The sequence below is a fragment of the Dongia sp. genome, from assembly GCF_041906375.1.
GTDB lineage: Bacteria > Pseudomonadota > Alphaproteobacteria > Dongiales > Dongiaceae > Dongia.
Map to the genome: position 1 here is coordinate 442,483 of NZ_JAYRJJ010000001.1, position 23,866 is coordinate 466,348.

Consider the following 23,866-nt stretch of genomic DNA (forward strand, 5'->3'; position numbering starts at 1 on the left):
GGAGCAGGACCATGCGGCGTATGTTTGCCATCACTGTTTCCGTCCTCGCTTTGCTCGGCATCGCGGCCTGCGCGACGGCCAAGCGCGTCGATACCTCTACCGCCGCGACACCACCGATCCCGACCGAAACGTCGGAGGCAGCGGGCGAAACCTTGCCCGATGCCGGCTTTACCGGCATCTGGTATGTGAGCGGCGTCTTCCCGACCGCTTCTACCGCCGCGAGCGTGGCCGACCCGCATTTGGGCAGCGCATTGACCATCGGGGCCGGCGAGGTGAGCGACGTGAACGGGCAGCGTTGCATCACGCCGACCTTTGAACGTGACCGGGTCGAAGGCGCGGCAATCGGTTTGAAGGCAGCTGGCGCCGGTTCATGGGATCGTCTCGTCGTCACATGCGACGGCAAGGCTTTTGCCAGCTATCTGCGCCTGCCCGACCGTCCCGGCGAGGGGCCAGCCCTCATGCAGCAGCGCCAGGAAGGACTCTATCTTCTTGAGCCTGCCACGACCGTGCTTTATCGCCAGCCGAATGAACCTGCCGAGACGACCATGGCGGTTGCGAAGTTTGTGCCCGAACATGAAATGCCGGCCCATGAGACGCCGATGACGGAAGCGCCGGCCAGCAAGGCCGCGCATGCGGCGGCTCCCGTTGAATTGATGCCGGCAAAAGCGGAAGCGGCCAAAGTGGAGCCGGCCTTGGCTCCCGTGACAGAGGGGCCGGTCGCAGATGCGCAGGTCGAAACCGCCGCCAAGGTCACGGCGACCGGTGGCGCGCAGGTGCCGGCGCCGGGCACGGCGATGCATCTTGCCAGCTATAAGGGGCAAAGTGCGGCTAAGCGCGGCTGGAAGATTCTGCTTGGCGAATATGATGAACTCGACCCGCTGTCGCCGCTTTATGTGTCGGTCGATGTACCGGGCAAGGGATCAGTCATCCGGCTTTACGCGACGGGCGCAACGCCAGCCGAAATCAGCCATATCTGTGCCGCACTGAGAGCCAAGAAAGCCTATTGTGCCCTGAATCCGTAAGATCCGGTGCCGTCAGGACCGATCAGGGGCGCTCAGGTTCGACGACTTCATCGGCGGCGTCGTAGAGAGCAATCTCGCTGAGATCCTCAAGCGGCGGCGAACCGGCACGTGCTGCTTCATCGAGCGCCGCGTCGATGATGTCGTCCTCCGCCGGGACTTGCGGTTCGGTTTCTAATTCCATGTCGGCGGCCGGTGCCGGGCCGAGGTCGCCAGGTTCCGCTTCTCCCCCTGCCGCCGGTTGCTGTGCCAACGGTTCTTCGACCGCCGTCGCGAGCATTGCTTCCGGTTCAGCGCCGCTGGGTTCGATTGCGGCGAGCGGAGGCTCCGCGGGAAGGGGTTGCGCGGGCGCAGCCACCAGGCTGCTGACATTCTCTTCCAGCTTCTGCATGACGCTGGTGAGTGATGATTTCTGCCGGCCTTCGATGACTTCAAGCAAAGTCATCACCATGCTGCGCAGATCTCCATTCTCCTTGCCCAGTTTTTCGGCACGGGCAGCTTCGCCGGCCGCCTGCTCCGCCCGCGCCAGGGCGCGCTCGAGGTCAGTTTCCAATTCGCCGATGCGGCCTTTGGCGCCATCCAGTTCGGTGGCTTGGCGGGCCAGCGATCCCTCGACGATGCGGGCGAGGTCGTTGAGGCGCAACTCGACCTTCTGTGCGAAGGCCACGTCATGCGCCAGTCGATCTCGAGCCGCCGCAACGCGCGCTCGCAAGTCGTCGAGATCGTCACTCATGGCTCACCCCGAAGCAGTTGCGGCCATAAATCAAAAGGCCCGCATCAATGATGTGATGCGGGCCCGATCCTGTCGAGGAAAAAGGATTAAAATAGCCTACCAGTGGCGAACACGCCCGGTATCGACATGGACGAAGTCGGATTTCGGATAGAAGCCGACGCCGCCGGCCTTCATCGCCAGAGCATCCAGGCGGAGGTCGGCGAGCTTCACATCCCGCAGGCGGATATCGATCGCCTTGCCTTCCATATGCATGCTGCGCTTGGCGACGCCATTGCTGGCCGAAGCCAGCTTGGCGTTACTCACCGGGCTGCGATAGCCGGAGATGATCTCGAACGGCTTCTTGCTATCGGTGCGGCGGTGCAGGGTCGTCAACAGGTCGAACAGCTTGAGGTCCATGGAATAGACGTCGCCGCTGCGATGATCGCGCAGGATGTAATTGATGTCGGCCACCGCGGAACGGTCATAGGCGCCGTTCTGCCAATAGGTGGCCTTCAGAATCTCGTTGGTATGGGTATTGAAGAAGCCGAGGGTGCGGCTGTCATTGGCCGTGCTCTTGGCCATGACGCTACGGGGCAGGAAGGTAAGGGCGCCAGCGCCCACAACACCTGCGCCGAGGCTTAGGAAGGAACGACGGCCCAGCTTTTCGGCCGCTTCGTGACGTGATGACATCTCTTTCCAATCTCCCTAGGCGCCCGGAACGCCTCCGGAGGCCACTTTGCTCGCGTTGCTAGGTAAGACCGGCGCGAATCGTCCCCACGATCTCCACGCCATGAACCCGGTTGGACCGGATTTTCCCTCACAAAGGTTAAAAGTTATCCCCTGAATCGCCCGGCTATGGACACCGGTATGCAGCAAAGCTGACACAGCCTTGCTGCAAATGCAAAGTAAAATTCACGAAATCAGGCCAAGCTATTGAAATATAGTTGATTTTCTTGATGCCCATCCTGCCGTTTCCTCAATAACCCAGGGCGCAGCCATCCTTGCGCGGATCGGAGCCGGCGACCAGCACACCATTCTGCCAATCGATCCAGATCGCCTGACCACCGCCCAGCGGATCCTCGATCGGCTGAACATTGTGGCCCCGGGCGGAGAGGCCGGCGACCGTCGCTGCCGGAATGCCTGATTCCACCCAGAGCGTCCCTTCGTCATAGAAGGCGCGGGGGCAGTCGAGGGCGGCCTGCGGATCCATGCCATAGTCCAGCATGTTGGTGAGGGCATGAACCTGGCCGACCGGCTGGTAATCGCCACCCATTACGCCATAGGGCATCACCGCTTTGCCGCTCTTGGTCACCATGGCCGGGATGATGGTATGCATGGATCGCTTGCCTGGCCCGATGCAATTGGGATGGGCCGGGTCGACCACGAAGCAGGCGCCCCGGTTCTGCATCAGCACGCCGGACTTGGCCGCCATGCGGCCGCTGCCGAAGCCGTAATAGACGGAGTTGATGAAGCTCACCGCATTGCGGTCCTTATCGACCACGGTCAGATAGATCGTGTCGGGGTGCTTGGGGAACTGGCCGATGGCGCCAAGATCCAGCGCCTTGTTCTGGCTGACCAGCCCTGCCAGCGCCTTGGCATGCGACGATGAGAGCAGGCCACTTACCGACACCTTGGCAAAGGCCGGGTCGGCGATATGCGCGTTGCGTTCGCGGTAAGCGAGCTTTGCGGCTTCGAGCTGCAGATGGAAGCGGTCGGCACCCAGTGGATCGGCCCCGGCCTTGTCCGCGCCATAGGCAGTGAGGATGTTGAGCATCAAGAGGGCGGTCAGTCCCTGGCCTGGCGGCGGGCATTCCCACAATTTGACGCCTTTATAGTCGGTGGCGATCGGAGTCACGTAATCGCCCTTATGGCGGGCAAAATCCTCGGCCGTGTGCAGGCCGCCCAGCGCCTTCATGGATGCCGCCATGTCTTCGGCGACCCAGCCTTGATAGAAGCCGGCCGCACCCTTGGCCGCGATCTCGCGCAGGGTCTTGGCCAAAAGTGGCAGCCGCACGCGGTCGCCAACTTTGGGCGCCTTGCCGCCCACCAGATAGCTGCCGGCGGCGGGGTCGTCACGGCGCAGTTTTTCTTCTTCCTGCGCCCAGTCATGGGCAACGCGAGGAGCCACGGGGAAGCCGTTCTCGGCGTAATGAATGGCGGGCTGCAGCAGCTTGTCGATACCGAGACGCCCATGATCGGCGGCAAGACGGCACCAGGCATCAATGGCGCCCGGAATGGTGACCGCATGGATCGAATCCGGCGCGATGTCGGTGATGCCCTGGCCCTGGAAGTAGCCGATCTCGGCCTTCATCGGCGCGGCGCCATTGCCATTGTAGGCGATGATGTCATCGCTGCCGCCCTTGGAGAGAAGCACGAAGCAATCGCCGCCGATGCCCGTCATGGCCGGTTCGACCACGGCCAGCACGGCGGAGGCCGTAATCGCCGCATCCATCGCCGTGCCGCCTTCTTTCAGGCAAGCGATGGCAGCGGCAGTAGCAAGTGGATGAGATGTCGCGGCGGCACCCTCGCTCGCATAGATGGGCGACCGGCCGGGCTTATGGAAATCACGCATGATGAATCCTGATTGATGCAGTTAGGGAACGGCCGGCGCATTGCCGGGACCGACGGAAGCGGGCGCGGTGCCGCTGCCATCTTCGTCGTATTGGAAGTTGGTGCTGATATTGCCCGCGGTGATGGTGTAGTCAAAGAGGAAGGTGGCGTTCGGATTTGAGGCGCTTGCCAGCAGTGCCCCCGGCACCGAGCCGGATTCCGACAGAGTGAGACCCTGCTCGAACGGACTTTTCAGGAGCGGGATCACCGCAACGAAGCTCTCATCCGTGTGATCGATCGTCAATGAGCCGTCGAAGCTGCGGGCACCGAGGTCGAGGGTGTAATTGAGATAGTAGTCGCCGTCGCCAGAACCGCCGGCAAAGCCGATCGCACCGCTGGCGTAGTTGATCTCGCCGACCGGCATGTTGCTGGTGGCCTCGAAGATACCGTTGTCGTTGAGCGGGTTGGCATCCTCGAAGTCACGCTGGTTGGCGACCAACGAATTGCCCTCCTGCGTCGGCTGGCCGGATTGGCCGAGGACGCGGCCCGCATCGGGCCGGAAGCCGCCGGGAGTACCGCCGCCGGCATTCATTGGCACAAACAGGTCGGCAAAGCGCCGGTCAATGGCGTCGGTGAGTTCCTGCGGCTGGCTGATCGTGCCGTCGGCGCCGATCTCGACATAGTAGCCGACGCGCTTCAGCACGACTTCATTCTTGGCCGATTTCAATGTGACCACGCTGGGCTTCTTGCCGGCGGTATTGGCATCTCCCGTGCCCGCCAAGGCCACCACGCAGGTCGCGGCACAAGCACCGACCACGGTGGTGCCGCGGATGGTCAGCACGGCATTGGGCAAAGTGAGCGAGGTGGCCTCGGGATTGCCACGCGCGATGGCACCGGTGACCAGGCGAAAGGCGCCCTTGGCGATACTGGCGTTCAGTGCATTGCCATTGGTGTTGGCCGGGTCATAGACGAATTCGTCGATGGTGAGTTGCGCCTTTGGCCCAAGCGTAATGGCTGATTCGTCCAGGAGCATGATCTGCAGGCGCGAATCCGCACCCGTGCTGACGCCGTCACCCATGACGAAGCCGTCGCCGGAGGCGACTGTGACGGGCGTCGCGATCTGCTTGGCGGGGGAGACAAGGCCCACCTGGCCGGAAACAGCCCCGGCGATACCGGCCGGATCGCCCACTTCCCCCATGGCAAGCTGTGGGGCAAATCCCATTACAGCGACGCTCAGCGCCAAAACGGCCTTTGTGGACGGCATTCTCAACTCTCCTGGAATGGCGCATATGCGCGCCGGCACCAGCATCGCCCGAACCACCGTCAGGCTGCAAGCCCGATCACGGCACCACGGGGGCGACACCGGTCCCGACCGACGGCAGAATACCGCCGGCACCATCCGCATCATATTGCACGGTTGCGCCGAGATTGTCGGGGCCGATGACATAATTGATGTGGAACGTGTCGTTTGCTGTGGTCGGGTCCAGGACAAAGCCGCTTTCGACCAGGTGAAAGCCGTTCTCGAAGGGGCTGACCAGCAGCGGGATGGTGGTGGTGAAGGTGCCCGGTGTGCAGGTGGCGCAGTTGAGCAGCAGATTGCCGGTGAAGCTGCGGTCGGCGAGGTTGATCGTATAGTCGATGCCGTAATTGCCGCCGCCGGACGGTCCGGCGAAAGTGATGGGCGCTGTATCGGTGAAATAGCGCACCTCACGTACTGGGAGATTGCTGGTCGATTCGAATGTGTCGTTGCCGTCCAGATGGTCGGCCATTTCGAAATCGTGCTGGTCGCGGGCGAGCGGTCGGCCCTCTTGCGCCGGCTGGCCTGAGGCGAGGAGAAGGTCGCGGCCGCTGGGGCCGCGCACGCCATCGCGCGGGCCCAGATTTCCGGCAGCGTTGATAGGCAGAAACAGGCTGGCGAAATTCCGTTCGACGGCCTCGGTCAGTTCCTGTGGCGGGCTGATCGTGCCATCGGCGCCGATCTCGACATAATAGCCGGCGCGCTTCAGGACGATTTCCCCCTTGGCCGAGCGCAAGGTAACTTCGCTTGGCCTCTTGCCCACCGTATTGGCGTCGCCGCTGCCGGAAAGGGCCACGAAGCAGGTGGCGGCGCAGGCGCCGATGATCGTGGTGCCCCGCACCGTCAACACCGCGTTGGGCAGGGTCAGCGTGGTGCCTTGCGGATTCTGGCGGGCAATGGCGCCGGTCACCAGGCGGAAGGCGCCTTTGGCGATGCTGGCATTGAGGGCATTGGTGTCTGTATTGGCGGGATCGAAGACGAATTCGTCGATGGTGATCTCCGCCTCAGGGCCCAAGGTGATGGCGGACTGATCCAGCAGCATGATCTGCAGGCGGGAGTCGGTGCCGGTCGCGACCGCGTCACCCATCACGATGCCGTCGCCGGAACGTAGACTGACGGGTGATGTGATCGCCTTGGCCGGCGAAAGGAGGCCGACCTCGCCCGATACCGCGCCGGCAACACCTGCCGGCGTGCCGACTTCGGCCAACGCGGCGCTAGGCATAGCACCGATCAGAATCCCCAGAAGCAGGCTGTGTCGCGAACGCTTCATGGCAGCAACTCCTTGAAACGAAGGAACCCGTCGTCGACCGACCTCAGAACTCCCAGCGCTTGCTGATGGTCAAGCCACCGCGCGCATTGTCATATTCGTAATTGGTGATGTTGGAATCGGCACGGTAATACTCGCCATAGATCGAGACGGTCAGGCCATCGAGAGCATCCGGCCATTCCTCGGCGCCGAACAGGGTCTGTACCGGAACGCCCAATGTCATGCGGGCGCGATAGATCCAGTCATCGCGATTGGATTCGCCGGTGATGGGATCGGCCATGTCATAATTGTCGTATTCGCCGAAAAGATCCGTCATCAGGAAGGCGCCGCCGCCGATCAGCCAGGTATGGTTGATGTTCAGGCGTTCACCGACATAGGTTTCCCATTCCTGGTCCGAGTTGAAACCGTGATGCGTAGCGCTGATTGTCAGGCGCTGATCCGTCCCGATGTAGAAATCGGCACCGACCGTGATCCCGAGATCGGCGCCTGATTGCAGATCACCGGCCGGATACAGCGTCGTGTTGTCATAGTCGATCCAGTTCATATCGCCGCGGATGAACAGGTTGACTGGGTCGCTGATGCGCATGTCGGCCCGGACGCTCGCGCCGATGCTGTCGATATAGCTGTCGCGATCGAGGAAGAGATGGTCGTAGGTGAGGGTCGGCGTCAGGAAGATCGCACCAAACTCGAAGCGGCCACCGGCCTGCGCGGAAAGGTCGAGGGTATCGAAATCATCCAGTTGGAATTGGTCGGCGCCATAAGCGCTCACCGACCCGAACAGGGTATTGCGGTTTTGGGTGGCGAGATCGTGCTCGATCCCGAAGCGCACCAATCCGGTCAGGCTGTGGTCATCCTCCTTTTGCCCGTCCTTGGTGACGTCGAAAGTGCCGAGGAAGGTACGCACCTGTCCCGAATTTGGCGCACCGGCCCGGTTGGTGTCGTACTGATACCCGACGCTGGTGAGCAGTGTCATCCGCGTGTGCTGGTCGCGCCGCTCGAGTTCGGCCGCATAGCGCTCGATGCCGCGTTTGAGCTCCGGATCCAGATCAAGGGTCAGCAGATCGGCGAATTCCTTCTGCGCTTCCCTGAGATTATCGAGGCGGTAGAGGACGATCGCGCGCAGGGCGCGGATGTTGGGCTCGTTCGGTGCCAGCAGGATCAGGCGGTCCAATGTCGCCGAGGCGCCGAGGAGATCCGATTTCCTTATCTGGCTGATGGCATAGAGATAGCTCAGCTGGATATTGTCCGGATCGGCCAGGACCTGGTCATAGGTGACCGTTTCCGCTTCAGGCAGGCCGTCCGCCGTTTCGGCAAGAGCTTGCCCGGCATCGCAGAGTCCAGCGGCGAGGAAAATGGCGAGCGCCGCCAGCGCCTGCCTGTATTTGGCCGAATTTCCGCCGCATGCCTGCGGCCGAGCGCGAGTCATTTTGCCGTCCCCTTCATTGGCATGCTGGGCCGCTCGCGTTCCGGTCGGCTCGTCCCCCCGCCCGAATCACCCTGAATTGGCCCAGTTGCGGTCACTCTACGCGCTCGCTTCTCGGCCTGCATCCATCTTGGCGCCTGAAAGTGGTGGCAGCGCGGGGTAGTCTTGCGCGACCACGTTGCATAGGCGTCCTGAATTGGCCAGTTTGCGCCGCCCCGTGGCTTGACCCGGCCGGCCCGTTCAAGCCATATCCATGTCAAATCTGAGCAATCCACTCAACTATCGACAGTCAACCGCTTACGAGGATCGATCGTGCCCATTTTGCTTGGCCTGGATACTGGTGGCACCTACACCGATGCCGTGTTGTTCGATCAGGCGAAGGCATCGTCCAAGAACGGGCAGGCCCCGAGCGATGCTGCCATTCTCCACGGGGGTGTGCTGGCCAGCGCCAAATCCTTGACCACCAAACACGATCTCGCGATCGGCCTCAAAGGTGCCATCGAAGCGGTGCTGCCGCATCTCCCGCAAGGTACCCAGGCCGCCGATATCGCCCTGGTCTCGATGTCGACGACATTGGCGACCAATGCCATCGTCGAAGGTCACGGCGCGCCGATCTGCCTCATTCTCCTCGGCTATGACGTAAAGTCCCTGGAGCGCGCGGGATTGAAGCAGGCGCTGGGATCTGACCCGGTGGTCTTTGCCGCGGGCGGCCACAAGCCGACCGGGGATGAGCAGGCACCGCTCGACGTCGAAACGATCCGCGCTGCCATCCTGGCGCATGCACCCAAGGTCGCCGCCTTTGCTGTTTCCGGCTATTTCTCGGTGCGCAACCCGGCGCATGAAATCGCTGTCCGGCAGATGATCCGCGATCTGACCGACAGGCCGGTGAGCTGCGGCCATGAACTCACCTCCAAGCTCGATGCACCGCGCCGGGCGCTCACCGTGGCCCTCAACGCCCGCCTCATCCCGCAATTGCAGCAGCTCATTCGTGCGGTGAGCGGCCTGTTGGCGGAACAGGGCATCAAGGCGCCGCTGATGGTGGTGAAGGGCGACGGCTCGCTCATCGACCAGCAGGTGGCACTTACCTGTCCGGTCGAGACCATTCTTTCAGGTCCCGCCGCCAGTCTGGTCGGCGCCCGGCATCTCTCCGGCGCCGATACGGTGATGGTGTCGGACATGGGTGGCACCACCACCGATATCGCGATGCTGCGCGACGGCCGTCCGGTCCTCAACAAGGAAGGCGCCGTCGTCGGCGGTTGGCGCACGATGGTGGAGGCGGTTGCCGTCCACACCTATGGCCTTGGCGGCGACAGCGAAGTGCGCATCGACGAACATCACGGCTTCATGGTCGGGCCGCGCCGCGTTGTGGCCCTGAGCCTGCTCGCGCATCTCTACCCCAAGGTGCTCGATACGCTGCGCGCGCAGCTGGCGTCAGAAGAGATGATGGCCTATCGGGGCCAGTTTGCCTTGCGGCAGCGCCCGCTCGATACCGGCGCCGAGGGCCTTAGCGAAGGTCAGATGAAGGTCTGGGAGGCGCTGGGCGACGGGCCGGTGGCCCTGGCCGATCTCATCTTCAGCCCGGCCATTGGCCGTAACCTCGCGCGCCTGGTCGACCGGGGCCTTGTCATCATCAGTGGTCTCACGCCCTCAGATGCCGCCCATGTGCTGGGCCGGCAGACGAGTTGGAGTGTCGAGGCGGCAGTGATCGGCGCGGAACTCTTCCTGCGCCGGGCGCCGCATGCCGGCTGGGTGCCGCCCGCCGATGGCAAGGCGCTGGCTGAGGCGATCGTCGAACAGGTGGTGCTGCAATCCGGCCGCGTCATCCTTGAAACCTCGATCGCGGAACAGGCCGGCATCGATCATCATCATTGGGGCACGCTCGGCCGCTATCTGGTCGACCGGTCGCTGCACGCCGCACAGGAGCGCAGCGCCCTCATCGATGTGGCGCTGAAACTCAATTTCCCGTTGGTGGCGATCGGCGCCCCGGTGGGATCCTATTACGGTGAGATCGCCCGGCGCCTGCGCACCGAGTTGATCATTCCGCCGCATGCCGACGTGTCGAATGCGGTGGGTGCGGTAGCGGGCGGTGTCATGCAGCGCGTCGCCATCACCATCACACAGCCGACCGAGGGCGTCTTCCGGGCCCATCTGCCCAGCGGATTGAAGGACTTCATCGACCTTGAAGCCGCCGCGGCCTTTGCGCGCGAAACGGCGGCAGCCGAAGCCGGAGCACTCGCCAAGAAAGCCGGCGCCAGCGATATCGAGCTGTCGCACGAGCGCGACGACAAGGTCTTCGAGCAGCCGGGCGGCCTGCGGATTTTCATGGAATCTCTGGTTTCGGTGACAGCTTTCGGACGCCCGGCTCTGGCGCAGGGGTGATTTTTCCTGCCGACACTGTGCGTTTGGTCACACCTAACGCCGATCCGGCTTGCCCCGCGTGAGCCGCATCACATGGTCGCGGGACTGGTACTGACGGCCCATTCCTGCTCATATATAGCAGGGGACGACAAGCTGCGGCGAATGCCGCCGCATGACGTAATTGGGATGAAATTGACATGACTTCCTGGATCAAATCGGTGCATTCGGCCTCGCTTCTGGCCATCGCCCTTTCTATTGGCTTCAGCCAGCCGGCGTTGGCCGAGCGGCGCGACGACCTGCAATCGAACTTGCCGGCCCCGGCCGGAACCTCGACCGTTGCTCCGGCCCTGCTGCATGTTGCCGGCCTCGACGACGCGCTGATGGCCCTGGCCAAGGACCCGCTCTTCGACGGCGTGCCGGTCGACTGGGCCGGTCTATTGAATTTCTATGCCGAGAATGGCGGTTTGGCGCTCTTTACCACGCCGACCGGCCTTTCTGCTCTCGGCCAGCAATTCCATGACCGCCTGCCGTTGGCGGTGGCGTCGGGCTTGCAGATTCCGGCAGCGGTTGTCGGCGCAGTCGCCACCTTGCCGCTTCCAAACTCGCCAGAAACGCAGGCGCATGCCGAGGCGATGCTGGCGGCGGCCTTTATCGGAACGGCCGTCGATGCCACCACCAGTCTTGGCGAAGCGGATGAACGCGGCGCGCTGGTGATGAACGAGATCAGCGATGCGCTGGGCAAGGGCGATGTCGCGGCCAAGGATCTGCTCGACGAGCAATTGCCGACCTATTACCGCTTCTGGGCGATGGCCAATTATTTGCCCAAGCAGGTGGCTTATCTGGAGCGCGGCGGTTGGCCGCGCGTGCCCAGTGTCAAGAAGCTTGAACCGGGCAACAGCAATGCGGTGGTCAACGCCATCCGGGCGCGCCTCAGCGTCACCGGCGAGCTGGCGGCGGCCGATATGGCCAGCGGGGATGTCTACGACCCGAAGCTGGTGGCGGCGGTCGAGCTCTTCCAGCGCAATCACGGCCTCAACGATGACGGCGTCATCGGGGCGCGCACCATCGAAGAGATGAATGTAAGCGCCGAGGATCGCGTGCGCCAGATTCTCCTCAACCTCGAACGCATGCGCGCCGAGGGTCCGAGCTTCGAGCCGCGTCACCTCATCGCCAACATCCCCTCGCAGGAAGTGAAGGTGATCGAAGGCGGCAAGGTGACCTTCTATACCAAGGCCATCTTCGGCAAGCTGGAACGGAAATCACCGACGCTGTCCTCCGTCATCCATACCGTGAAGCTCAATCCGGATTGGACGGCACCGGCCAAGATCGCCGCCATCGACGAAGTGAAGCGCGAACGCAACAATCCCGGCTTCCTCGAGGCCAAGGGGTTCACCATCTATGACCGCAGCGGCAATGTGGTCAGTCCCTATGCGATCGACTGGCATTCGGTCGGCCCGGGCAACTTCCCCTACACGCTGCGCCAGGCGCCCGGTCCGGAAAACGCCTTGGGCCCGGTGAAGTTCGACTTCCCCAACGATCATGCGGTGTTCCTGCACGGGACCCCCACGGTGAAGCTGTTCGATAAGCAGGACCGCTTCTTCAGTTCCGGCTGTGTGCGCACCGAGAAGCCGATCGATCTCGCGAAATTCGTGCTGAAGGACGATCCGGAATGGCCGGCCGCGCGCATCGACGAGGTGCTGAAGACCGCCAAGACAACCCTGGTCAAGCTGCAGAACCCGCTGCCGGTGCATATCACCTATATGACTGCCTGGGTCGACGAGGACGGCGTCATGCAGTTCCGCAAGGACGCCTATTCCTACGACGATCTGCCGGACCTGCCGAGCGGCATCACCGAGCAGCTCGTCGCCTCGAACCAGGTGCCGGCATCCTTGCCGCAGAAGACGAACCTGCACGAGGGTCGCGGCAAATGAGACACGGCCTTGCCGCCTGGGCGGTTCTGACGCTTTCAGTTCTTGCAACGCCATTGGCCCGGGCCGATGGCGTTGCTGGTCTCAAGGCTTATGAGGCTGGCGATTACGCCACGGCCCTGCAGGAGTTCATGCCCCTGGCGGAAGCCGGCCAGCCCTCGGCACAGGCTGCCATCGGCCAGATGTATCTCGATGGACACGGCGTGCCGCAGGACCCGGCCCAGGCGGCGATCTGGCTGGAAAAGGCGGCCGGCGGCGGCAATGCCCGGGCGCGGGCCCAGATCGGCGCGCTCTATGCGACCGGCACCGGCGTCCCGCAAGACGAGATGAAGGCCTCATATTGGCTGTTGCGGGCCGCCAATCAGAATGTGCGCCAGTCGCAGCGTTTCATGGCGCAACGTTTCTATGGCGGCCTGGGCGTGCCGCGCGATCTGGCACAGAGCTTTCTCTATGCCGCTCTCTGCGCCAGGCAGGGTGACCCGGAATGCCAGGCACTGTCCAACCAGCTGGCCGGCGAAATGAGCGCGGAAGAGAAGACCCGCGCGCAAGCCTTGCTTCAGGCCTGGCAGATAAGCGCCAACTGATTTCTCCCTCGCTTCCAGAGCCAGCGATGTGAATCGCTCTCGCACAGCCGCGCCGTCACCGGCCGGTTCCGTGTGCTAATCTGGCTGCAACTCCCTTTCCGTTAAGGATTCGGTCCATGGACGAGGTTTTCGAGATTCTGTTCAGCCTTTTCGGCATTGTCTTTGGTGGCTTTGCCATCCTGGTCATGCCGTTTGTCTCGTTCATCTCCTGGCGTCGGGGCCTGCGGCTGGAGCGTGAGCTTGCGGCGCTGCGCCAGGAAATGGCCCTTTTGAAGAGGCAGGCCCAGCCTTCAGAAGCGTCTGCGGAAGCAGCCATCGTCACCTCGGTCGTCGCTCCGGAAATCGCAACCGAGACACCGATCGAGATTCCGCCGGAAGTGCCGGTCGAGCAGCCGGTCGAAATGAGCGGCTCGCCGTCCGATTTCGTGTCCGTCCCGACAGTCCTGGTCGAAGTCGATCCCGAGCCTGTGGTCGATGCGGCACCGGTGGTACCGGAATCGGCGGCACCGAAGGATTTCGAAGGTCGCCTTGGCGGGCGCATCTATGGCTGGCTGGGTGGCATTGCGCTGGCCCTAGCCGGCATCTTCCTGGTCAAATATTCGATCGAGCAGGGTTGGCTGTCGCCGGCGGTGCGCGTCGGGCTCGGCATCGTCTTCGGCCTTGTCCTGTTGGGTGTCGCGCAATGGATGCGGACGCAATCCAACAATCTGGGTCAGGCACTCACGGCGGCGTCGGTTGCCGTTCTCTATGCCAGTCTTTTCTCGGCAACGGCACTCTACGATCTCCTTCCGACAGCCTTCGCCTTCGTCGTATTGGCTGCCCTTACTTTTGCCGCCATCGGCCTGGCCCTGCGCGAAGGTCCCTTTGTGGCCCTTGTGGCCTTTGCCGGTGGCTTCCTGACGCCGCTCTTTGTTTCCTCGGGCGAACCGAACCTGCCGGTTCTCTTCGGCTTCCTCTATCTGCTGCAGCTGGGCGGGCTCACTCTTCTCAACAAGCGCGGCTGGTGGTACCAGGCGGCGATCGCCGATGCCGGCGGTCTGCTCTGGGCAGCCTTCACCATCTCCGTCGTGGGCTTCGACCACGGCATGGTCGGTGATTACGCCATTCCGCTCTTTCTCATTGCCACCTCATGGACCGCGATCTGGGCGCTGGAATCGCGTGGTGGCGCCTTGCGCTCATTCGAGATGCTGTGGACCACGCGCGGCATCTCGGTCGCCTGCTTTGCGTTGATGGCCTTCCTCCTTGCCGCGACAGATTATGCCTCGCTCAACTGGGCGTTCGCGCTCATTCTGGCGGCAAGCCATCTCGTGGCGGCGCGCCGCTGGGTGGCGGAAGATGTACCGGCCTATATCGGCACCGCCCTTCTCATCGGCGCCTATGCGCTGTGGCCGGCCTCGACCTGGGACTATGCCAGCGCCGCCATGATCGATCGCAGCGGCGAGATGATGCTGGTGGGACTCATCTTTGGTGGCTTCCTGCTGTTCGGCGGCTGGTATTTCGCCCATGGTGCCAAGCATCCGGCGCGCTGGGCGGCCTTGTCCACGCTGGGTTCCGGCTTCATTTTCGGCGGTGCCTATTGGCAGCTGCGGGAGCATCAATATCTCCTCAGCTGGCCGATCCTTTCCGTGGGGCTTGCGGCGATCCATATGGGCCTGGCGCAACGCCTAGATCATCTGCGCCGGTCGGATTCGCATTATGTCGGCGCCTTCGCCCTGCATTGCCTGGCCGTTTCCGGCTTCATCGCCATCGCCATCCCGATGCAGCTGGAAAATTCCTGGGTCGCGGTCGCCTGGTCGCTGGAACTGCCGATCGTCGCCTGGGTTGCCAACCGTCTCGATATTCCGTGGCTGCGCCGTGCCCTCTGGGTCGGCATGGCGCTCATCCTGGGCGGCATCTGGTTCTCAGGTTTCCCGGCCGGCGACACGCTGATCTTCAACTGGCTGCTTTACGGCATGGGTATTCCGCTCGTCGGCTTTATCGTGACCGCCTATCTCCTCACCGAGACGGTCGAACAGAAACTGCGTCGCACCTTGCAGGTGATGGCCGCGGCACTTGGCTTTGGCCTGCTCGGCCTCGAGATCGACCATTTTTATGCGCATCTCGAGGTGCCGGATGCAGACTTTATCGCACATGGCGTCCAAGCCATTGCCTGGCTGATCGTCGTGCATCTTCTGCTGCCCATTGGCGATCGTCGCAAATCGCCGGTGCTCTATGACGCGGCGCTGGTCGTCGCTGGCATCGCCGGCCTGTGGCTGCTGGTGTTCCCGCTCTTCTTCGAGCACCCGCTGTTCAACTACATCTATGTCGGCGCTATGCCGATCCTCAACCGCATTTCGCTCATCTATGGCGTGCCCTGCCTGCTGCTCCTGGCTTTTGCCGGGACCCTCATGCGCCGGATCGATCTGGGTCAGAAGGGGCGCATCGGCTACCGGGTTGCCGGGGTTTACGGCCTTTTCCTGGGCTTCGTCTGTGTCAGCCTGATCGTGCGCCAGCTGGCCCATGGCGAGATCATCGCTGTCTCGCTCTTCGGCGGCAGCAACATCACGGACCCCGAACTCTACGGCTATTCGGCCGCCTGGACGCTCTATGGCGTGGCTTTGCTGGGTCTGGGTGTGAAGATGCGCTCGCAGGCCCTGCGCTATGCCTCGGCCGCAGTCGTATTGCTCACGGTCCTGAAGGTTGGACTGGTCGACGCTTCCGACCTCACCGGCCTCTACCGGGTCGCAAGCTTCCTCGGCCTCGGCGTGGCGCTCATCGGTATCGGCTATCTCTACCAGCGCATCCTGTTCAAGGTGAAGGCGTAGCCACGGCTACTCTTCGACCCAGGCCACGCGCAGGATGTTGGTCGAGCCCGGTGTGCCCAGCGGCACGCCGGCGGTCACCACGATGCGTTCGCCGGCTTTGGCAAACCCTTCGCGGAGCGCAATGCGGGTGGCCTTCTCAGCCATCTCGGAGAAGCGCTTCAGATCCGCCGTCACCACGCAATGAGTGCCCCAGACCAGGGCCATGTTGCGCGCCGTTTCGAGCTTTGAGGTCAGGCACATGATCGGCACCGCCGGCCGCTCGCGCGCCATGCGCAAGCCGGTCGAGCCGGACGTCGTATAACTGACGATGGCCGAGGCTGAGAGCGTCTGCGCTACCTGCGCCGCCGCCTGGCTGATGGCGTCGGATTCCGTCGCGGCATGGTCGAGGCGCTGGGCCTCCAGGATGCGGCGATAGAAGGGGTCGCGTTCCACGCGCTCGGCGATGCGGTTCATCATGGCGACCGATTCCAGCGGGAACTGCCCGCTGGCGGTTTCCGCCGACAACATGACCGCATCGGCACCGTCATAAACGGCGGTGGCGACGTCGGACGCCTCGGCGCGGGTCGGTGTCGGCGCGTTGACCATGGAATCCAGCATCTGCGTCGCTACCACCACCGGCTTCCCGGCCAGGCGGCAGGCGGCGATGATGCGCTTCTGCAGGCCCGGCACATCCTCGGCCGGCATTTCGACGCCGAGATCGCCGCGCGCCACCATGATGGCGTCCGAGAGTTCGACGATCTCGTCTAGGCGTTCGATGGCTGCGGGCTTTTCCAGCTTCGAGATGATGCGGGCGCGGCCGGCGATCAGCTTGCGCGCCTCGGCCACATCTTCGGGGCGTTGCACGAAGGACAGGGCAATCCAGTCGGCGCCGAGATCGAGGGCAAAGGTGAGGTCGGTGCGATCCTTTTTGGTCAGCGGCGAGAGCGGCAGGACGACGTCCGGCACGTTGACGCCCTTGCGGTCAGAGAGCTTGCCGCCGATCTCGACCTCGCATTCGGCGGCATCCTTGGCCACCTTGCACACGCGCATGCGCAGCTTGCCGTCATCGAGCAGCAGGGTGACGCCGGGCTTCAGGGCCGTCAGAATTTCAGGATGCGGCAGCGGCGCGCGCCATTCGTCACCCAATGTCGGGTCGAGGTCGAAGCGGAATTTCTGTCCAGCCTCCAGAACGACCGAGCCTTTCTCGAACTGGCCGACGCGCAGTTTCGGCCCCTGCAGATCCACCAGCACGCCGATTGGGCGCTTGGTCGCCTGCTCGATGCCGCGGATAACGTCGTAACGCTTCTTATGGTCCGCGTGGCTGCCATGGGAGAAGTTGAGGCGAAACACGTCAACCCCGGCAAGGAACAGGGCTTCGATCTCCGCCTGCGAGGAGGTTGCTGGTCCGAGGGTGGCAACGATCTTGGCCTTGCGCTGTCGTCTCATGAGCTGAACCGGTTCTTTCTTATTATTTGATCAGGATGACGCGGATATCATTGACGTTGGTTCGTGTCGGTCCTGTGACGATCAGGTCGCCAAGGGCCGAGAAGAATCCGTAGCCGTCATTGTTGGCCAGCATGGCCTTGGCACTCAAGCCCTTATCGGCGGCCCGCGCGATGCTGTCGGGGGTCAGCAGGGCGCCGGCATTGTCCTCGGTCCCGTCAATTCCGTCGCTGTCGCCGGCAGCGGCATAGATTCCCGGATGACCGCCGAGCGCCACGGCGAGCGCCAGCAGAAACTCGGCATTGCGGCCACCACGGCCCTTGCCGCGCACGGTTACCGTCGTTTCGCCGCCGGAAATGAGGGCCACGGGGGCTGGGGCCGGCTGGCTGTGCTTGGCGATCTGCCGGGCAATTCCGGCATGCACCAATGCCACGTCGCGCGCCTCGCCCTCCAGGTCACCGAGGATCACGGGGCGGAAACCTGCCGCCTCGGCCACCTTGGCGGCGGCATCGAGGGCGTTCTGGGGTGTACCCAGCATCCGTGTTTCGCAATTTGCTAAACGCGCGTCACCGGGTTTTGGCGTCTCGCAAGCGGGGCTTTCCAGATAGGCCTTCGCCGCCGCGGGCATCTCGATCCCATATTTGGCAAAGACGGCGATAGCATCCTCCCGGGTTGAAGGGTCGGCCACCGTCGGGCCGGAGCCGATGACCGAGGGGTCGTCGCCCGGAACGTCGGAGATGAGCAGGGTCACGACCTTGGCCGGATGGGCCGCCGCCGCCAGACGCCCACCCTTGATCGCGGAGAGGTGCTTTCGCACACAGTTCATCTCGGCGATGTTGGCGCCGGATTTGAGGAGCGCCTTGTTGACTGCCTGTTTGTCGGCCAGGGTCAGTCCGTCGCCGGGGACTGCGAGAAGCGCCGAGGCGCCACCGGAAATGAGGCAGAGCACCAGATCATCGGCGCTGAGGTCACGCACCTTGGCAAGGATGCGCCGCGCCGCTTCCTGACCTTGCGTATCCGGTACCGGATGCGAAGCTTCCACCACTTCGATCGAGCGGCAGGGCAGGCCGTGCTGATAGCGGGTGACCACCAGTCCGTCGATGTCGCCTTTCCAGGTGGTCTCGACCGCCTTGGCCATGGCGGCAGCCGCCTTGCCAGCGCCCACGACGACGACGCGGCCCTTAGGGCGCGGCGGCAGATGCGGCACCAGGATCTGCAACGGATCGACGGCGGCGACGGCAGCGGCGAACATCCGCTTCAACAACTCGGTTTCGGTGGCGCTCACGGTTTTCCCCTGACGATGTTGCTGGGACAGTAAAAACGCCGCCCCCCGGGGGTCAAGCAGGGCGGCGACGCCTTTGCGCCGTTCTGCGGCGGAGATCGGCGAAAGTGTGGCTATTCGGCGGGCGCGGCCGGTGCCGGTTTGGCCATGAAGATGCCGACCAGAACAATCACTCCGCCGAGGATCTGCCACAGGCTGAGGCCCTCACCGAGCAGGATCCAGGCGAAAATGGCCGAGGCCAGCGGGTTGATGAGGAGGGTGAGGGATGAGAACGCGGCCGGCAGATGGGCTACCGCCCAATTGATCAGGCTCTGACCAATGGTTTGGCTGACAAGGGCCAGGCCCAGAACAGCGCACCAGCCGGTCCAGCTTTGCGGCAGGATCCGGTCCTCGGTCAGCAGGCCAACCGGCAGCAGGATCAGGCTCGCGGTGAGCGAACCCCACAACATGACTTCGGCGGTGCTGAGATGGCGGCGGGCTTCCTTGCCGCCGCGCAAATAGCCGGCATAGGTGATGGCGCCGATCATGCCGAGGATGAAGGCGAGGCTGTCATGAATGTCGAGCGGCTTCTCGCCGCCGGCCAGCAGCAGCCAGACGCCACCGAAGGCCGCCGCCATGCCGAGCAGGAAACGAAGGCCGAAACGTTCGCCGAAGAACAGGAAGCCGGCAGCGGCGACCCAGAGCGGCGCGGTGTTGCCCATCAATGTCGCCGCGGCGACGCTGGCGAATTGCAGGCACCAATGCCAGGCGATGAGGTCGACGGCGAGGGAGAAGCCGGCAAAGCCGGTGATCTTGAAGGCCCGCCGTCGCTCCGCCGCGGTCGATGTCCGCGGTGGCCGGTGGCTGAAGACCCAGATCGCAAAGAAGGGCAGCGCCAGGAACATGCGGTAGAAGCCGGTCATGGTCGGGCCGACTTCCGACAGTTTTACGAAGATGCCGGAAAAGGAGATCATGACCGCGCCCAGGATCAGGATGGGCAAGGCGAAACGATCGGCGGAATGGCCTGATTTCATGATGAATTTGGCTGGCTGTTCTGGCGGATTGCCCTGGGCGAGGTCGGATGACAGATGTTGCCGCCTCTTCTATGCTGGCGCCGAATTGGGGTCAATTGCATGAAACGCATGACGAGACCATGTCTCTAGACAAAGCTTCCGAGCGGCTTCTGGGGCCGGGCGATCCGCCCCCCTTCACACTACTCAACGAAAACGGCCAGGCACCGCTGGTCATGTTCTGCGACCACGCGGGCCGCGCCTTCCCGCGCAAGCTGGGGCCCTTGGGGCTCACGCCATCGGAACTCGACCAGCATATCGCCTGGGATATCGGCATTGCCAATGTGGCCGCGATCCTCGCGCGCAATCTCGATGCGCCCTGCGCTCTGGCCAACTATTCGCGCCTGGTGATCGATTGCAACCGTCGGCTCGACGACCCGACCTCGATCGCCCAGGAATCCGACCGCATCGTGGTTCCGGGCAATCGCGGCCTCGATCCATTGGCACGCGCCCGCCGGGCCGACGAGATCTTCAAGCCCTATCACTTCGCCGTGGCTGATCTCATCAAGAAGAAACGGGAATCCGGCCAGATGCCGGCCATTCTGTCCTTGCACAGCTTCACGCCGGTCATGAATGGCTTCAAGCGGCCGTGGCATTTCGGGGTACTGTGGAACCGCGACCCGCGCCTGCCGATTCCATTGATGCAGCGGCTGGCGCAGCTGCCGCATGTCGTCGTCGGCGACAATGAGCCCTATTCGGGCCGTGACGAGCATGGCTTTTCGATCATTGCCCATGCCGAGGCGCAGGGCCTGCCGCATGCCCTGATCGAGATTCGCCAGGACCTCATCAGCGATGATTCCGGCGTCAACCGCTGGACTGCCAAGCTGGAAACGGCCCTGAAAGGACTGCTGATCGATCCGGTCCTCTTTCCGCCGGTCAAGAAATGACTGAGCCTGCTTTCACGCTGGGGATCGAGGAGGAATATCTCTTGGTCGATCGCGTGACGCGGGATCTGGTCGCCGATCCGCATCCCGACCTGTTCGCCGAGGCGCAGGCAGCCCTGGGGCTGCATGTCAGCCCTGAATTCATGCGTTCGCAGATCGAGATCGGCACCGGCATCTGCGCATCGCTGGGCGAGGCCAGATCTCAGCTCACGCGTTTCCGCCGTACCTTGGCCGAGGTCACCGGGCGCCATGGCCTCGCTATCGTCGCCGCCTCGACCCATCCTTTCGCCGATTGGGGCGGGCAGAAGCATACCGACAAGGAACGTTACAACGCCTTGGCCCGCGATATCGGCGGGCCGGTGCGGCGCCTGCTTATCTGCGGCATGCATGTCCATGTCGGTATCGAAGACCCGGAACTGCGCATCGATCTGATGAGCCAGGCGAGTTATTTCCTGCCGCACCTGCTGGCGCTTTCCACCTCGTCGCCTTTCTGGCGCGGGGCCGATACGGGCCTCAAATCATACCGTCTGGCGGTATTCAACGAATTGCCGCGCACAGGCCTGCCGGAGATTTTCGATTCCTTCGGCGAGTATCAACGGCATCTCGACGTGCTGGTCAGTGCCGGCCTGATCGAGGACGGCAGCAAATTGTGGTGGGACTTGCGCCCCTCGGCGCGTTTTCCCACCTTGGAAATGCGCATCTCCGATGCCTGCACCTTGCTCGACGACACGCTGTGCATCGCGGCCATGTATCGCTGCATCCTGCGCATGCTCTATCGCCTGCGCCGGGGCAACCAGCGCTGGCGCCGCTATGCCGCCATGCTGATCAACGAAAACCGCTGGCGCGCGCAGCGCTATGGCATCGACGAGGGGCTCGTCGATTTCGGCAAGGGCCGCATCGTGCCGATGCGCGATCTCATCGAGGAACTGGTCGATCTCCTTGCCGAGGATGCGGCCTTTTTCGGCTGTTCCATGGAATTGGAGCACGCCCGCACCATCCTCGATCGCGGTACCAGTGCGCACCGGCAGCTGGCGATCTATAATGCGGCGATACAATCCGGTCTCGAGCCGCGGGCGGCGCTGCAGCGCGTGGTCGACCGGCTCATTGACGAAACGACGACTTTCTAAAGGATCGCCAGATGGACGAGAAAACCAAGACCGAGCTCGAAGCGGCTGCCTTCCGCCGCCTGGTGCAGCATTTGCGCGAGCGCACCGATGTCCAGAACATTGACCTGATGAATCTGGCCGGCTTCTGCCGCAATTGCCTGTCGCGCTGGTATCGCGAGGCGGGCGAAGCCAGGGGCGTTGCCATAAACGACCCCGCTGCGCGCGAGATCGTCTATGGCATGCCCTATGACGAATGGAAGGCCAGGTACCAGGCCGAAGCTTCGGCCGACAAGAAGGCCGCCTTCGAGCAGAACAAGCCGAAGGACTAGCCGGCCGGTTCTAACTGGTCGGCAGGGACCGCAGGAACTTGCTCACTTCATCCTGCAGATGGGTCGATTGCGCGACCAGGCTCTGCACGGCGGACGAGACCTCGGTCGCGGTCGAGCCGGTATCGTTTGCCACTTCCTGCACGCCGCTGATGATCTGCGTCGTCTCCCCGGTCCGCACCGAAACACTCTGTGCCGAACTGGCGATTTCGCGGGTGGCCTGATTCTGCTGTTCGACCGACGAACTGATCTCCTGGGCGATGCCGCTGATCTCGCCGATGATGTCGGAAATCGAGCGGATGGCTTCGGCCGACTTGCCGGTTGCTACCTGGATGGCGTTGATCTGGGCCGAGATTTCGTCGGTTGCCTTGGCGGTCTGGCCGGCCAGCGATTTCACCTCGCCGGCCACCACAGCAAAGCCCTTGCCGGCCTCGCCAGCGCGGGCCGCCTCGATCGTGGCGTTGAGGGCGAGGAGATTGGTCTGGCTGGCGATATCGTTGATGAGATGGATGATGTCGCCAATCTTCTGCGCGGCGGAGGTCAGTTCCGCCACCGATGATGAGGTGACGCTTGCCTGTTCGACCGCGCGCGCGGTGATCTCGTTGGAGCGCTGCGCCTGGCGCTGGATCTCGGCCACCGAGGCGGTCAATTCTTCCGCCGCAGCCGCGATCGCCTGTGCATCACCCGTGGTTGCGCCCGAGGCTTCGGCGGCCTGCGCCGCCTTTGCCGCATTGTCGCGAGCGACCGAGGTCATGCCGTCGGCCAGCGTTGCCGCCTGGCCCGTGCGAGCCGTCACCTCGTTGATCACCGATTGCACCGCACGCTCGAAATCACTGGCGATGCGCGTGAGAACGGCGCGCTGTTCGGCCTTGGCGCGGGCATCGGTTTCGCGTTCATGGGCGGCGGCCTGCTCGGCCTGCTGGCGGGCGTCCTGCGCCTCGCTGAGGGCCACGGCTGCGTTGGAAAGGGCACGTGCCAGATATTGCGACACCCAGATGAGCACACCGGCTTCGATGAGCACGATCACCGCATGCAGCACGACGCGGAAGAAGGATGCCCCGCCGGGGAACACGGCAAGCGGCAGCAGAAAGTTGAGCAGCAGGTGATGGAGCGCGATGGTGACGGTGGCCGCCAGGATCGCCCGCCAGTCGCAGAATGCGGTCAGCATGGCGAGCGAGGCGAAGAAATACATGTGGATGTCGATCTGCCAGGGATCGCCTTCCATTGCCGCGACGATGAGCGCGATCATCAGCATCAGGGCCGTCGACAGGAAGAGATGCAGGCTGATGCCGGAACTCGTCCAGGTGAAGGCCGCAATGGCGATCGTCACCGCCAGCGCCAGGCCGGAGAGCCAACCGACACCGCCGCCCACCAGCCATTCCAGCAAGACAATCAGCGGCAGATGCAGGCAGATATAGACGGCGAGGATGCGCGCCACCCGCGCGCGCAGAGCGTCGATCGAATTCATGTCTTCGTCCTTGCAGCAGGTGATGGAGCGCAGCCCATGGCGCCATCGGCACGCAGCACGAGGCTGGCACCGGCAGCATAGAGGCGTGTGGTGAACTGAGGATCGTCGCCGATGGCGATGACGGAGCCAGGCAGGCCGCCAGGGCCGAGCAGGCGCCCGCCGGCCGCAATGACGCTGGCCAGGGCATCGCCCTTCAAGGCGAACACCGCGACCGGTTCGGCAGCAATCGCCTGGGGCAGCACGCGCACCACCGCCACCGCACCGAGGCCGAGAACGGCCAGGGCGGCGGCAGGCAGGCAACACCGCCAGGAGGTCGATTGCGCGCGCATTTATTCTCCCCGACGAATTGACGCTGTCGCCTTTACGGCTGTTTTGTCGGGGGAGATT

At 63.6% G+C, this 23,866-nt stretch carries 19 protein-coding genes; 8 read left to right on the forward strand and 11 right to left on the reverse strand.

The annotated features are described in order from the left end of the window. The first annotated feature begins 11 nt into the window (after window positions 1-11). Complete coding sequence (locus tag ACE3OA_RS02065) at window positions 12-1,022, forward strand: hypothetical protein (RefSeq protein ID WP_374307313.1); 1,011 nt, start codon at window positions 12-14, stop codon at window positions 1,020-1,022. A gap of 22 nt (window positions 1,023-1,044) precedes the next feature. On the opposite strand, the gene ACE3OA_RS02070 is transcribed toward ACE3OA_RS02065, so the two are convergent. From ACE3OA_RS02070 to ACE3OA_RS02095, 6 genes are all read right to left on the reverse strand, one after another. After that, window positions 1,045-1,752 carry a hypothetical protein gene (locus ACE3OA_RS02070; protein ID WP_374307316.1) on the reverse strand — a complete coding sequence of 236 codons (708 nt, stop codon included), beginning with the start codon at window positions 1,750-1,752 and terminating at the stop codon, window positions 1,045-1,047. 96 nt (window positions 1,753-1,848) lie between these two features. Beyond that, on the reverse strand, window positions 1,849-2,421 hold the full coding sequence (locus tag ACE3OA_RS02075) for a DUF882 domain-containing protein (RefSeq protein WP_374307318.1): 573 nt from the start codon (window positions 2,419-2,421) through the stop codon (window positions 1,849-1,851). A 286-nt stretch (window positions 2,422-2,707) separates the two neighbouring features. Further along, window positions 2,708-4,303 (reverse strand): gamma-glutamyltransferase, encoded by a 1,596-nt coding sequence (gene ggt, locus ACE3OA_RS02080; protein ID WP_374307320.1) that lies wholly within the window; start codon window positions 4,301-4,303, stop codon window positions 2,708-2,710. 21 nt (window positions 4,304-4,324) lie between these two features. Beyond that, window positions 4,325-5,545, reverse strand: coding sequence for a FecR domain-containing protein (locus ACE3OA_RS02085; protein ID WP_374307322.1), 1,221 nt, complete (start codon window positions 5,543-5,545; stop codon window positions 4,325-4,327). Window positions 5,546-5,621: 76 nt separating this feature from the next. Beyond that, window positions 5,622-6,848 (reverse strand): FecR domain-containing protein, encoded by a 1,227-nt coding sequence (locus tag ACE3OA_RS02090; protein ID WP_374307324.1) that lies wholly within the window; start codon window positions 6,846-6,848, stop codon window positions 5,622-5,624. A 43-nt stretch (window positions 6,849-6,891) separates the two neighbouring features. Next, entirely contained in the window at window positions 6,892-8,271 is a 1,380-nt protein-coding gene (locus ACE3OA_RS02095) for a tetratricopeptide repeat protein (RefSeq protein ID WP_374307326.1), read from the reverse strand. Window positions 8,272-8,580: 309 nt separating this feature from the next. Between ACE3OA_RS02095 and ACE3OA_RS02100 the strand changes: the two genes are divergently transcribed. The 4 genes from ACE3OA_RS02100 to ACE3OA_RS02115 all read left to right on the forward strand — a co-directional run bounded on the left by ACE3OA_RS02100 (window position 8,581) and on the right by ACE3OA_RS02115 (window position 15,942). Continuing rightward, the gene (locus ACE3OA_RS02100; RefSeq protein WP_374307328.1) at window positions 8,581-10,647 is read left to right on the forward strand and encodes a hydantoinase/oxoprolinase family protein; all 2,067 of its coding nucleotides are present in this window, start codon (window positions 8,581-8,583) and stop codon (window positions 10,645-10,647) included. 176 nt (window positions 10,648-10,823) lie between these two features. Continuing rightward, on the forward strand, window positions 10,824-12,557 hold the full coding sequence (locus ACE3OA_RS02105) for a murein L,D-transpeptidase (RefSeq protein WP_374307330.1): 1,734 nt from the start codon (window positions 10,824-10,826) through the stop codon (window positions 12,555-12,557). Further along, entirely contained in the window at window positions 12,554-13,138 is a 585-nt protein-coding gene (locus ACE3OA_RS02110) for a tetratricopeptide repeat protein (RefSeq protein ID WP_374307332.1), read from the forward strand. The genes ACE3OA_RS02105 and ACE3OA_RS02110 overlap by 4 nt, the downstream gene beginning before the upstream one ends. 116 nt (window positions 13,139-13,254) lie before the next feature. Next, a complete protein-coding gene (locus ACE3OA_RS02115; protein WP_374307334.1) occupies window positions 13,255-15,942 on the forward strand; it encodes a DUF2339 domain-containing protein in 2,688 nt (895 codons plus the stop codon). 6 nt (window positions 15,943-15,948) lie between these two features. On the opposite strand, the gene pyk is transcribed toward ACE3OA_RS02115, so the two are convergent. The 3 genes from pyk to ACE3OA_RS02130 all read right to left on the reverse strand — a co-directional run bounded on the left by pyk (window position 15,949) and on the right by ACE3OA_RS02130 (window position 19,659). Beyond that, complete coding sequence (pyk, locus tag ACE3OA_RS02120) at window positions 15,949-17,367, reverse strand: pyruvate kinase (protein ID WP_374307336.1); 1,419 nt, start codon at window positions 17,365-17,367, stop codon at window positions 15,949-15,951. Window positions 17,368-17,389: 22 nt separating this feature from the next. Then, window positions 17,390-18,649, reverse strand: a complete 1,260-nt coding sequence (locus ACE3OA_RS02125) for a glycerate kinase (protein ID WP_374307338.1) — start codon at window positions 18,647-18,649, stop codon at window positions 17,390-17,392. Between the two features lie 110 nt (window positions 18,650-18,759). Then, window positions 18,760-19,659 (reverse strand): DMT family transporter, encoded by a 900-nt coding sequence (locus ACE3OA_RS02130; protein WP_374307340.1) that lies wholly within the window; start codon window positions 19,657-19,659, stop codon window positions 18,760-18,762. A gap of 119 nt (window positions 19,660-19,778) precedes the next feature. On the opposite strand from ACE3OA_RS02130, the gene ACE3OA_RS02135 reads away from it, so the two are divergent. The 3 genes from ACE3OA_RS02135 to ACE3OA_RS02145 are packed head-to-tail and all read left to right on the forward strand — an operon-like array spanning window position 19,779 to window position 22,014. Further along, the gene (locus ACE3OA_RS02135) at window positions 19,779-20,582 is read left to right on the forward strand and encodes an N-formylglutamate amidohydrolase (protein ID WP_374307342.1); all 804 of its coding nucleotides are present in this window, start codon (window positions 19,779-19,781) and stop codon (window positions 20,580-20,582) included. Next, window positions 20,579-21,706, forward strand: a complete 1,128-nt coding sequence (locus tag ACE3OA_RS02140; RefSeq protein WP_374307344.1) for a carboxylate-amine ligase — start codon at window positions 20,579-20,581, stop codon at window positions 21,704-21,706. The genes ACE3OA_RS02135 and ACE3OA_RS02140 overlap by 4 nt, the downstream gene beginning before the upstream one ends. 11 nt (window positions 21,707-21,717) lie before the next feature. Beyond that, on the forward strand, window positions 21,718-22,014 hold the full coding sequence (locus ACE3OA_RS02145; protein WP_374307347.1) for a DUF1244 domain-containing protein: 297 nt from the start codon (window positions 21,718-21,720) through the stop codon (window positions 22,012-22,014). A 10-nt stretch (window positions 22,015-22,024) separates the two neighbouring features. Here ACE3OA_RS02145 and ACE3OA_RS02150 read toward each other — a convergent pair whose 3' ends face one another. Next, entirely contained in the window at window positions 22,025-23,479 is a 1,455-nt protein-coding gene (locus tag ACE3OA_RS02150) for a methyl-accepting chemotaxis protein (RefSeq protein WP_374307349.1), read from the reverse strand. Then, complete coding sequence (locus ACE3OA_RS02155) at window positions 23,476-23,808, reverse strand: hypothetical protein (RefSeq protein ID WP_374307351.1); 333 nt, start codon at window positions 23,806-23,808, stop codon at window positions 23,476-23,478. Before ACE3OA_RS02155 ends, ACE3OA_RS02150 begins: the two co-directional genes overlap by 4 nt. Between the last annotated feature and the right edge of the window lie 58 nt (window positions 23,809-23,866).